The sequence below is a fragment of the Myxococcus sp. AB025B genome, assembly GCF_006518215.1.
GTDB classification, from domain to species: domain Bacteria; phylum Myxococcota; class Myxococcia; order Myxococcales; family Myxococcaceae; genus Myxococcus; species Myxococcus fulvus.
Window position 1 is genome coordinate 17,523 of record NZ_SRLW01000115.1, and the last position, 11,238, is coordinate 28,760.

Consider the following 11,238-nt stretch of genomic DNA (forward strand, 5'->3'; position numbering starts at 1 on the left):
GGGCGCTCGGGCCCGGGGAATAAACGCCCCGTCAGGAGCCGCCGCGCTCCAGGGCGGGGTTGGCCACGAGCGCCGGGGGCTCCCCGGGGGGCAGGAAGAACGAGCGGGGGGACGCGAGGAAGCGGGCGCCGACCGCCCGCAGGAACGGCAGGGCCTCCGCGGTGGGCACGTCGCGCGCGCGAACGGCCACCCCCAGCGCCAGGCTGAACGACACCGCGAAGTTGATGACCCCGATGAGCCCCACGCCCACGAGCGCCCACAGGAAGTCCGGCTGGAGCACCCCGTGCGGGCCCAGCGCCGCGCCCGCCATGGCCAGGCCGCCGAGCGCGAAGGTGACGTGGCGGATGTCCAGGGGCAGCCCCACGAAGCGCCCCAATATCGTCATCAGCGCCAGGAGGAAGCCCAGCGTCACGTTGGCGCCCAGCCCCGACGCCGCGTGCGCCAGCCCCTCCGCGAGCCGGTGCGCGCCCCGCTCCCCGAGCAGCCTGCGCGTCAGTCGGTGGTGCGCGAGCGCCTCCGGCAGCCGCCGGTACACCACGAAGTTCTCCAGCCACCCGCCCGCCACGCTGGACAGCCACAGCAGCACGCCGGTGAGGGCCGCGTACAACAGCGCGCCGCTCTTCCACGGGTGCATGGAGGCCACCGTGGCCTGGGCCTTGGCGGGGCTCAGGAACGGCTGCCCCGTGGCCACCTGCCACAGCAGGGCCAGCACCACGGCCGCGGGCAGCACGCAGCCCAGGTTTCCCGCGAAGGCGGCCAGCTGGGAGCGGGTGATGCGCGGGATGATGTCCACCAGGCTGGAGAGCCGGTCCCCCCGCGCGCCCTCGCCGATGGCGCCCGCCAGCGTGGCCGCCGTGACGGAGGGCTGCTTGGTGGCCAGCGTGAAGCCCAGCGCCTGGATGAGCAGGAACGCGACCGCGTAGTTGAGGCCCACGCCCAGGAACGCGAAGAGCGGGGCCAGCGGCAGCGTGGCGAGCAGGAACTTGCTGGCCACCGCGACGGCCGTCACCAGTCCGCCGCCCGCCGCCGAGTGCACCATGGCGTGGAACTCCGGGCGCGTGGTGGTGATGTAGTGCTCACCCGAGTGGCCCGCGCGCTCGATGATCTTGCGCGCCAGCATCCGCACGTTGCGCCGCGCCAGCTCCACCACGGAGCGGTCCGCGTGCGCCCGCCGCAGCAGGTCCGACAGCAGGCCCAGCGCCTCACGCCAGCGCGGCTCGCCCCGGGGCGCGCCCAGCACCCGCGCGATGGCCTCCATGCGCTCCAGGCTCCGGCGGATGCGCTCCAGCCGGTACACCAGGTCCACGCTGACGCCCGCCTCCTCCAGGTGCCGCGACACGTTGCCCACCACCCGTCGGCAGTCGTCCACGCACGTGCTCAGGTCCCGCAGGGTGTCCTGGGCCGCGTCGCGCGCCAGCACCGCGTCGCACACCAGCCGCAGCCGCAGGAAGGGCGAGGCGCGCAGCGAGGTCTCCGGCGTGCGGTCCCTCACGTCCTCGGTGGTCCCCAGCGCCGCCGTCTGGAGGGCCAGCAGCAAGAGCGCGTCCATCAGGTCCGCGCGCACGCGGGCGCCCGGCAGGGGCACGGGGGGACGTGGCTCGCCCACCAGCGCGGACAGCTTCGCGAGCAGGGCGGGCGACAGGTGCGAGAGCCACACCGCGTCCTCGGGCACGGGGAACAGCCGCAGGAGCAGCTCCGACAGCTTGCCGGGCTCGGGCGGCGCGGGCAGCACCGCGCGGGCCAGCCGGTCGGACGCCTCCGCGAAGAAGCCCTGGCCCGCGGGCAGGCCCACCTGGGCGAAGAGCTTCAGGCCCCGGCTGCCGTCGCACACGCCGGACACCAGGGCGGTGAGGCCCGCGCGCATGGCGGGCTCGCCCTCCAGCACGCGCACCATCAGCGCGAGCCTCGCGTCGGCGGGGGGCTGCTGCGGCTCGGTGTCGTCCACCAGGGCGTGCGCGGGGAGGCGCTCGCGCAGCCACGCCATCCACCGCTCCACCCAGGTGAGCCGTGCCTCCAGGCCGTCCTCGGGGACGTCGCGCAAGAGCCGGTACAGGTCGCGCACGGCGGGGTGCCCCGGCGCGCGGGGCGCGTACTGCATGCAGAACGCGTCCACCTCCCGCTCGGAGGGGCCGTGCTGGGAGCGGCTCGGAGGTGCAACGGAGTGGGAGGCGGTCATCAACCAGGCCAGAGGGGGAGGGACAGACTACGCCAGCCCGGCATCCCCTCGGAACCCCTCCGGCGACCAGGAGCCTGGTGGCCTGGTCGCCGGGAGTGGGCGCGGCGGCTACTTCTTCGCCAGCTCCTGGCGCATGCGGCCCAGCAGCAGGTCCCACCCGCCCTGCTTGAGCAGCGGCTGCACCTGGGTGTCGCGGATGTCCTGGAGCATGGAGGAGCCGAGCACCGTCACGTCGACCACCTTCCACGCGGCCGCGTCCTTCACCAGGCGGTACTTCAGCTTCATCTCCTGCGTCTTCAGCGGGTGCTTGATGAAGACGACCGAGTCCACCGTGGCCTCGCCGCCGTTCACCTCGGCGGGCGAGTAGACGATGTCCTCCAGCGACTTGAAGTTCTCGCGCACGCGCGGGAAGGCAATCTTCGCGAACAGGCCGTGGAAGAGGCTGACGAACTCCTTGCGCTGCTCGTCGGTCCCCTTGGACCACTCGTCGCCGAGCAGGTACTTGCCCTGCTCCTCACCGCCGAAGAGCTTGAGCGCGGCGGCGTCCCGCTCGTAGCGCACGGACGACACCACCGTCTTCACGGGCTTGACGACCGGGTCGTCCTTCTTCGGCGCCGCGGCGGCCGCGGGCAGTGCGAAGGCGAAGGCGACCAGGAGGGAGAGGGTACGGAAGCGGGCGTTCATGTCGGGCGAGTCCTCCAACGGGATTGCTCGGCGTTCTGTTAGCCCAGGAGAACGTCGGGCGCCTCGCGAAATTCATCCCCATGCGGGCCGAGGGCTTCTGGCCATGCCCGTTTGCCCAGGGGGCGCCCGCGAATGTGCGGGCATTGATGGCTGTTTGACTCCCCCAGGACCACACTTTAGTGTCCTGCCCTTCGCGCGTCGTCTGCGCCTCCTTCTCTCTACAGAGCCGACATGCCTACCGACTTCCTCTTCACGTCTGAATCCGTCACCGAGGGCCACCCGGACAAGATCGCCGACCAGATCTCCGACGGTGTCCTGGATGCCATCATCGCCAAGGACCCCCAGGCCCGCGTCGCGGTGGAGACGCTGGTCAAGACGGGCCTGGCCATCGTCGCGGGTGAGGTGACGACGAACACCTACGTGGACATCCCGCGCATCGTGCGCGGCACCATCTGCAAGATCGGCTACACCGACAGCTCGATGGGCTACGACGGCAACACCTGCGGCGTGATGGTGGCCATCGAGGGCCAGAGCCAGGACATCGCGCGCGGCGTGGACAACAAGAAGGACCAGGGCGCTGGTGACCAGGGCATGATGTTCGGCTTCGCGTGCGACGAGACGCCGGAGCTGATGCCCGCCCCGCTGCACTACGCGCACGCGCTCACGCGCAAGCTCGCCGACGTGCGCCGCAAGCAGCACGACTGGCTGCGCCCGGACGGCAAGAGCCAGGTGACGGTGGAGTACCGCGAGGGTCGCCCGGTGCGCATCGACGCGGTGGTGGTGTCCACGCAGCACTCGGAGGACATCTCCAACAAGCGCATCCAGGAGGCCATCCGCGAGGACGTCATCGCGAAGGCGCTCCCCAAGAAGCTCATCGACAACAAGACGAAGTTCTTCATCAACCCCACGGGTCGGTTCGTGGTGGGCGGGCCCATGGGCGACTCGGGCCTGACGGGCCGGAAGATCATCGTCGACACCTACGGCGGCATGGGCCGTCACGGCGGCGGCGCGTTCAGCGGCAAGGACCCGTCCAAGGTGGACCGCTCGGCGGCGTACATGGGCCGCTACATCGCGAAGAACGTCGTGGCCGCGGGCCTGGCGCGTCGTTGCGAGGTGCAGGTGTCCTACGCCATCGGCGTGGCCGAGCCGGTCAGCGTGATGGTGGAGACGTTCGGCACCGCCACCGTCCCCGAGGAGCGCATCGCCAAGGCCATCCGTCAGACGTTCGGCCTGCGTCCGCGCGAAATCACCGAGGGCCTGGACCTGCTGCGGCCCATCTACCAGAAGACCGCCGCGTACGGTCACTTCGGCCGCACGGAGAAGGAGTTCACCTGGGAGCGCACCGACCGCAAGGACGCCCTGCGCGACGCCGCCAACAGCACCAGCTCCCGCCGCCTGAAGGCGGTCTGAGGTCGCTGACACCCCCGGCCGCCACGGTCGGGTCTCGACGCGGGCCGCTTCCCGGATGTGGGGGCGGCCCGTCGTCTTTTCCAGGCGTCGTGTCAGAGCAGCCCTTGCGCCTGGAGCGCCTCGATGGCGGCGGGGAGCGCGAGGTTCTTCGACGGGGACTTGCTGCCGGGCGGCTGCTTCACGGCGCTGACGAAGACGTGGCGTCCATTGGGGGAGGACACGTGCCCCACCAGCCACATCACGTCCCCGTCCTTGGCGTCCTGGTGCCAGCCCGTCTTCGCGCTGAGGGTGGCGTGGTCCTTCCAGGGACCGCCCAGGTTGAGGCCGTCACGCACGCTGGCGACGGTGTCGGGGCCGTGGACCAGCGTGGCCTGGATGGCCTCGAGGACGCGGGGGCTGACGAGGAGCTGGCCCCGGTACATGCGCGCGAGGAAGTCGAGCTGCGCGTCGGGGGAGATGCGCAGCGGGCCGCCGAGCCAGAAGCGGGTGATGTCCCCGGAGGCCTTGCGGTTGCCGTAGTCCAGGCGCATGAGCCATTGCTCCATGCGCTCGCGGCCAATCTCTTTCGCGGTGCCCTGGAAGACCCACAGCGCCGAGCGGCGCATCGCGGTGTCGAGCGTCTGGTCCTGGTTCCACATGGAGATGGCGTGCTGGGTGCCGTCCCACTTGCGCACCTCGTCCGTGCTCGACACGACGCCGGTCTCCAGGGCGATGAGCGCGTGGGGCACCTTGAAGGTGGAGGCCGGGACGAGCGGCGTGGCGCACAGCTTCGCGCCGTTGCGTGTGACTTCGCCGGAGTCCAGGTCCATCACGAGGAAGCAGCCGGGGTGTTTGGGCGTCTTGGGCGGTGCCGCGAGCGCGCTGGTGGTGATGAGGAGGCAGACGAGCACTGCGCGGAGGGAGAGGCGGCGGGACATGGGACTCCTGGGCGATGGGGGACCTGCTGTGTCGGGCGTGCGCTCGGAGCAAGGTGTGGGCCAGGATGGCTCGCCGGGACGGAGTCGTGCGCGTGGTTGGAGGACCACACGGGTGCGGTGATTCGTCCGCACCGCCGTGGTTCGAAGCGGCGTAGCGTGTGACGGGAAGATTCTGGCGACCCGTCGTTGAGCGGGCATGGGCTGCCAGGGCACATACGCGGGGAGTACGCCGGTGGATGCAGGGTCCGGGTCCTGGATTCCGAGGCCGAAGTCGGCCGTTCTCGTGGCGGTGGTGGTGGTGGGAGGCGCGGCACTCATGGCGGGCTTGCGCTCGCGCCGCGTCGCGCCCGTGCCGCCCGAGCTGTTCCTCACCAGCGCCCCCGTGCGCATGCTCGAGGCCCGGGTCAGCTATCCGGGCGCGGATGTGTATCGGCCCTATGGGCCTCTGCGCTCGGCGGCGGACGCGGGCCGCGCGGCTCCGGCGCCCCTGAGCGAGCTGGCGCGACTGGAGGCGGAGGGTGACATGCACGGTCTCGCGGCGGCCTATCTGGTGCGCCGCAACGCGGAGATGGCCGCGCCCTATCTCGCGAAGGCGGGCACCGCTCCGGAGGTCGCGAGCGACCAGGCCATCATGGCGCTGGACCGTGGTGACTCGGCCTCCGCGCTCGCGCTGCTGGAGGGGGTGCTCGCCTCGCGGCCCACGCATGCACAGGCCCTGTGGAACCGCGCGCTGGTGCTGCGGGACCTGGAACTCTGGGCGCTGGCCGCGCAGTCGTTCGACGCTGTGGCCGCGCTGGGTGAGTCCGGCTGGGCCCAGGAGGCGACCTCTCGCGCCCAGGCCGCGCGCGGTCGGCTGCGAGGCACCGAGGACTGGCGAAAGACGTCGACGTGGGGCCAGTCCCTCATCGTGGAGGGAGCGCGCGTGCCCGATGACGTGCTCCGCGCACAGCCCGGCATCTTCCGCATGTACTTCTACGAGGCCCTGCGCGCGGCCCCCACCGTGGAGCGCGTGCGCGCCCTGGAGCCGATGGCCGCGACGCTGGACGCGCACTCGGGCGGCACCGTCCTGCGCGAGGCCCTCCAGTGGACCCTGACGCGGGACTTCCAGCTCCGCGCGCCCCTCGCCCGTCGCTACCTGGAGCTGTACCGCACCCACCAGGTCTCGGGCGGCTTCGCCGCGTTCCTCGAGGATGTGCGGCGCGCCGGAGAGCAGGACCTGTTCCTGGGCGCGCTCGTTCGCGAGGGCAAGGTGGCCGACCACCTGGACGAGGTCTCCCGGCTCGTCGCGAAGCTCCAGGACCCGTGGTTCACGCTGCTCCTGGAGCACGAGCGCGCGCTGCAGGCCATCGCCCGAGGCGAACTGCTCCAGGCCGAGCATCTCCTGCTGAGCGCCGCGGCGCGGTGCCAGCAACACCCGCTGGGCTATCGCTGCATCCCCATCGAGTCCGACCTGGGCGACCTCTATCGTCAGCTCCACCGACTGTCCGAAGCCCAGCGGCACCTGCTGGCCGCGCGCGCGCTGTACCGCGCGGACCCGCGCTGGGGAGAGGCGCAGCTCCTGCTCCAGCTCGGACAGCTCGCGCGCTACCAGGGCGATGCGGCGCTCGCCCGCGGCTACCTGGATGAAGCGCTGGCCCAGCGTCCCGACGACTGCACCATCCGTCACTTCGTCCGCGCCAACGATGCACTCGCCTTGCTGGATGCGTTCTCCGTGGAGAGCGCGCAGGCCCGCATGCGCGAGGCGCTCGCGTGCAAGACGCCCCTGCTGTTGTCGGGCGCGAAGACGCTGGCGGACCTGGCCCGGCTCCAGCCGGACTCCGCGCTGGACGCGCGCCTCGTGCAGGGCCTGGCGGAGCGACGCCAGAAGGGGAACCTCACGCCGGGCGAGTCCGCGCTGCTGACGCACATCGAGGGCCGCTATGTCGTGGAGCGCGACCGGCCGCGCGGCGAGGCCCTGCTGCGCCAGTCCATCGCCGAGGCCGCGAAGCTGCCCGCCACCAGCGTGGATGCCCGCAAGGCCCGCGCGTACAGCTACACGTCGCTGCTCTTCTCCTCGGCCAAGGCGGGCGAGTACGAGCAGGCGTGGCGCCTCTTCGGTGAAGAAGTGGGCGGACAGCTCCCCGGGCGCTGTGTCCTGGCCGTCACCACGGACGTCGAGCGCACCTTCGTGCTGGTGCGAGGCCCGGAAGGTCGGCTCGTCGGTCACCACGACGCGAGCCGCAGGGCCCCGCTGCACGACGAGCTCCAGGGGCTCATCCCCGACGCGATGATGGACCTGCTGCGCGCCTGTCCGGCGGTGGAGGTGGTGGCGCGCCCGCCGCTCCATGGTCGCGCGGGGCTGCTGCCGGAGGACCTCGCCTGGGCGTACCACTCGGTGCGCGCGTCGCCCGTCGCGTCCGGTACGCGGACGCCTCGCCGCCTCGTCGTCGCCGACGTGCAGGCGCCCGAGGCGCTGGGCCTGCCGATGCTCGGAGGCTGGGCGGGGCTGCCCGGAGACGAGGCCACGATGCTGCTCGGACGCCAGGCCACGCCGTCCCGCGTGCTGGAGGCGATGACGGACGCGACGCAGATCGAGGTCCACGCCCATGGGCTGATGAATCCGGACGTGTCCGAGGCCTCGTTGCTGGTCCTGTCGCCGGAGCCGAGCGGCCGCTACGCGCTCACCGCCGGCGAGGTGCGCGGGACGAAGCTGCGCGGCCAGCCGCTGGTCATCCTCGGCGCATGTCGGGCCGCGCATGGCGCCGCGTGGACGTACGAGCGCTTCAGCCTGCCGGTGGCCTTCCTGGACGCGGGCGCGAGCACGGTGCTCGCGGCGACGGTGGATGTGCCGGACGCGGAAGCAGGACCTTTCTTCAATGCCGTGAGGGAGCGGATTCAGCACGGCGAGCGCGCGGCCAACGCGCTGAGGGACGTGCGGATGGCCTGGATGAAGCGAGACCCACGCAGCTGGGTGCGCTCCGTCCTGGTCTTCGATTGACGGCGGGATGGGCCCGCCTGGATGGACTGGAGGGGGAACGACGATATGAAGACCTCGAAGAAGCTGATGATGTGTGTGCTGTTCGTGGGTGCCTTGACGGGATGCCGCACGCTGGGCTCGCGGCCGACGCCAAGCCCCTCGTGCCCGGAGGTGGCGCCGCTGCCGAAGGTGCCGACCATCCAGGCCCTGCCTCCCAACGCGGAGCTGCCCGAGGGCGCCACGCAGGTGGTCGTCGGACTGTGCCGCAGGACGGGCCAGTACCTCGCGCTGGGCGTCGCTCCCGAGCAGGGGCGCTTCGCGTACGCGGTGGCGGGCAGCCGGGGGACCAGCGATGCGTTCTTCGCGCGCGTCCAGCGGCTCGGCCTGCCGATGACGGTGTTCAGCGCGCCGGTGAAGCTGCGCAAGGGCGGCTCGGTGGGCAGCTCGGCGGTGGACACGAGCTCCGACCCGCAGCAGGGCAACCCCCAGGAGGACAAGGACCCGACGGAGGGGCCGACGTACGACCCCTGCATCAATCAGCAGGACGAGATTGGCGACAAGCCGCCGCCGGACCCGACGGACGAGGGCGGCGCCGCGCCCACGGTCCCCAGCTCGTTCGCGAGCCTGGCCTGGCAGACGGCCAGCGCCATCGACGCGGCCTCGGACCCCGCGCCAGAGAAGCCGGACACCACGTCGCCCACGGGCTCGACGGTGCCTCGGTAATCAGGTGAGTCGAAGCGAGGAGCCCGGACCGTGCACCGGGCTCCTCGCGGCGGGGGGACGAGCCGTGACCCTCACTCCGCGAGCACGCCATCGAGCTCGCCGACCCGTCGCAAGACCGCGTGCCTCGCCGCCGTGCGGAGCCGATGGTCCAGGATGAGCTTCGAGCGCTTGAAGGGTTCGAGCCGGTCGATTCGCTCGAGCCCCGCCAGGAGGTCATCGCGCACGAGCTCCTCGTGGGGCTCGTTCATCGCGGTGGTGAAGAGGTGGACCTCGTGCCGCCCATCGGGTCCACGCACGAAGCGGAAGCCGCAGCTCCAGTCCTTGGAGTCGTTGCGCACCAGCCGGAAGGTGAGGTCCGGGACCTTCAGCCTCGGGACGAGCGGGATGAGGGCCAGCGCCTCCGCGGCGGAGGGGCCACTGACGTAGACGCGGAGCTGGAGGCGCTCCAGCCTGTTCACGAGTGGTGACTCCAGGAATCGAGCGGCCCACCAGGGGAAGGCGAAGAGGTCCAGGTGGCGCAGCGCGGGGAACGCGCTGGGGTCCTGGGCCAGCTCCACCCATTGGTCCAGCGCGCCACGCATCGCGAGGGACTCGAGCCCGGGCCGCTTCGCCAGGTCCTGCGTCCTCACGTCGCTGTTCACGAGCGAGCGCAGCGACTTCATCACCGGGTCCGTGGTGACGTCGTAGTCCCCGCGACCTTCCAGGTGCTCCACCGTGGCCCAGAGGGGATGTCCCGCGGTCTTCTGGATGGCGCGCTGGAGGCCGCGCGCGTTGCCTTGCTTCAGCGCGGCGTGGGACAGGAAGCCCCGGGTGAAGACGCAATCGGGCTTGAGCACCTCGTCGAGCGGACCGAGCAGCTCCTTTCGCGCGCCCTTGAGCAGCTCCCGCTCGCGCTTGCGCTCGGCGGTGGTGAGCGACCGACGTGTGGCCTCGAGCTGCAGGGCGATGAGCTCGCCGCGCGGATGGCCTTGCTCCAGCAACACATCCGCCAGCACCGCGCGCGCCTCGTCGTCTCCTGGCTCCGCCAACACCCGCGCGAGCAGCGCCTCCGCGTCCCCGACCTTCCGAGGCGCGACGGGCTCCGCCTCCCGCCTCTCCGCGTCGACAGGGAGGACGGCCCCGTGGGCTGCATTGGAGTGTTCGCCCACGTCCCAGGTCTTTCGAGGCGCGACGGGCTCCGCCCCCCGCTGCTCCGCGTCGACAGGGAGGACGGCCCCGTGGGCTGCGTTGGAGTGTTCGCCCACGTCCCAGGCCTTCCGAGGCGCGACGGGCTCTGCCTCCCGCATCTCCGCGTCGACGTGGATGACGGCCTGGTGGTCCGCGGCGGAGAGGTCTCCCTCGTGGGCCGCTGCGTCGAGCTGGGCGCGAATCCGGTCGACGTGGCTCGCGAAGAACGCCTCGGCGTCGTCCTCCGGGTCGTAGCCCTTGCGCGCCTTCAGCACCGTGCTCGCGGCACGCGCATCCCGGATGCGGCGCGCCAGGGGCGCAAGCCTCGTCCAGAAGGGACGCGCGCCAGTGCTGGTGAAGGGAGGCTCCGCGAACTGGCTCGCGACCCAGCGGTCGATGCGCGGGTCCTCGGGCCAATCCGCCAGCGCCTCCAGCCGGGGCCTCGCCTTCACCGAGCCCTTGTCGAGCAGCGCCGCGAGCAGCGTCGTGAGCGTCGCGGCATCCCGCCTCCTGGCGAGCGCGTCCCAGTCCTTCGGCGCGGGCAGGTCCCTCGCGAGCTTCTTGCCCAGTCCGACGATGCGCTCGGCCAGCACCGTGTGGGGCGCGGCGCGCCAGCGGGTGAGCAGGTGCTCCAGGACACCCGCCCAGTCCCCCTGGTTCGTGGCCTCCTCCAGCGTGGGCGACTTCTTCTTCGGCGCGGAGGGCATCGAAGGACTCCTGAGATGGGAGGGGCGCGCGGACCTACCGGGGGAACGTCGCGAGGGTGAGGGACTCGGGCGGCACGGTCAGCTCGCGGAGCATCAGCGTGTGCCCGGACAGGTAGCGCCAGCCGACACCGTCATGGCGGAAGTCCGAGGCCTCGACGAAGGAGCGCTCCTTGCCCTTCTCGAACACCTTGGCGAAGAAGAGCACCTGGGCGTTGCCCTGGGCGTCCGGCGCCCGTCGGTCCATCACCACCAGCTTGGGGAACTGGTGCCCCTGGGCGAAGACGCGCAGCTCCCGCACCACGTCGGCCTCGGGCCGGGCGCGGTCCGGGTGCTGGGGGTGGAGTGTCTTCCACAGGTAGGCGGCCTCACGCTGGGCGAAGGCGCTGTAGCGGCTGCGCATCAGCCGCTCGGCGTCGGGGGCTTCCGCCTCGCCCTTGTGGAAGGGGGCGCAGCACTCGCGGTAGCGAAGGCCGGAGGAACAGGGGCAGGGTGGGGCAG

Annotated in this window: 8 protein-coding genes; 3 read left to right on the forward strand and 5 right to left on the reverse strand. The window is 71.9% G+C overall.

Annotated features, from left to right (window positions below; translation table 11 throughout):
- Nucleotides 1-31: 31 nt before the first annotated feature.
- Nucleotides 32-2,098, reverse strand: coding sequence for a site-specific recombinase (locus FL311_RS20310; RefSeq protein WP_194869280.1), 2,067 nt, complete (start codon nucleotides 2,096-2,098; stop codon nucleotides 32-34).
- A gap of 186 nt (nucleotides 2,099-2,284) precedes the next feature.
- Entirely contained in the window at nucleotides 2,285-2,860 is a 576-nt protein-coding gene (locus FL311_RS20315; RefSeq protein WP_141327244.1) for an ABC transporter substrate-binding protein, read from the reverse strand.
- 231 nt (nucleotides 2,861-3,091) lie between these two features.
- Here FL311_RS20315 and metK point away from each other — a divergent pair, with 231 nt between their 5' ends.
- Complete coding sequence (gene metK / locus FL311_RS20320; protein WP_141327246.1) at nucleotides 3,092-4,270, forward strand: methionine adenosyltransferase; 1,179 nt, start codon at nucleotides 3,092-3,094, stop codon at nucleotides 4,268-4,270.
- A gap of 92 nt (nucleotides 4,271-4,362) precedes the next feature.
- On the opposite strand, the gene FL311_RS20325 is transcribed toward metK, so the two are convergent.
- Nucleotides 4,363-5,187: a class D beta-lactamase gene (locus tag FL311_RS20325; protein WP_194869281.1), complete on the reverse strand. Its 825-nt coding sequence runs from the start codon at nucleotides 5,185-5,187 to the stop codon at nucleotides 4,363-4,365.
- A gap of 316 nt (nucleotides 5,188-5,503) precedes the next feature.
- Here FL311_RS20325 and FL311_RS20330 point away from each other — a divergent pair, with 316 nt between their 5' ends.
- Nucleotides 5,504-8,164, forward strand: a complete 2,661-nt coding sequence (locus FL311_RS20330) for a CHAT domain-containing protein (protein WP_141327250.1) — start codon at nucleotides 5,504-5,506, stop codon at nucleotides 8,162-8,164.
- Nucleotides 8,165-8,209: 45 nt separating this feature from the next.
- Nucleotides 8,210-8,866: a hypothetical protein gene (locus tag FL311_RS20335; RefSeq protein ID WP_141327252.1), complete on the forward strand. Its 657-nt coding sequence runs from the start codon at nucleotides 8,210-8,212 to the stop codon at nucleotides 8,864-8,866.
- A 71-nt stretch (nucleotides 8,867-8,937) separates the two neighbouring features.
- On the opposite strand, the gene FL311_RS20340 is transcribed toward FL311_RS20335, so the two are convergent.
- Complete coding sequence (locus FL311_RS20340) at nucleotides 8,938-10,740, reverse strand: TIGR02996 domain-containing protein (protein ID WP_141327254.1); 1,803 nt, start codon at nucleotides 10,738-10,740, stop codon at nucleotides 8,938-8,940.
- A 34-nt stretch (nucleotides 10,741-10,774) separates the two neighbouring features.
- Nucleotides 10,775-11,238, reverse strand: a 464-nt coding sequence (locus tag FL311_RS20345; protein WP_228556981.1) for a YchJ family protein, incomplete at its 5' end; no start/stop codon positions are given.

Coding starts and splice junctions, on each gene's coding strand:
- FL311_RS20340 (WP_141327254.1), bottom strand. CDS start 10,740: ATGCCCTCCGCGCCGAAGAAGAAGTCGCCCACGCTGGAGGAGGCCACG.
- FL311_RS20315 (WP_141327244.1), bottom strand. CDS start 2,860: ATGAACGCCCGCTTCCGTACCCTCTCCCTCCTGGTCGCCTTCGCCTTC.
- FL311_RS20325 (WP_194869281.1), bottom strand. CDS start 5,187: ATGTCCCGCCGCCTCTCCCTCCGCGCAGTGCTCGTCTGCCTCCTCATC.
- FL311_RS20335 (WP_141327252.1), top strand. CDS start 8,210: ATGAAGACCTCGAAGAAGCTGATGATGTGTGTGCTGTTCGTGGGTGCC.
- FL311_RS20310 (WP_194869280.1), bottom strand. CDS start 2,098: ATGCAGTACGCGCCCCGCGCGCCGGGGCACCCCGCCGTGCGCGACCTG.
- metK (WP_141327246.1), top strand. CDS start 3,092: ATGCCTACCGACTTCCTCTTCACGTCTGAATCCGTCACCGAGGGCCAC.
- FL311_RS20330 (WP_141327250.1), top strand. CDS start 5,504: ATGGCGGGCTTGCGCTCGCGCCGCGTCGCGCCCGTGCCGCCCGAGCTG.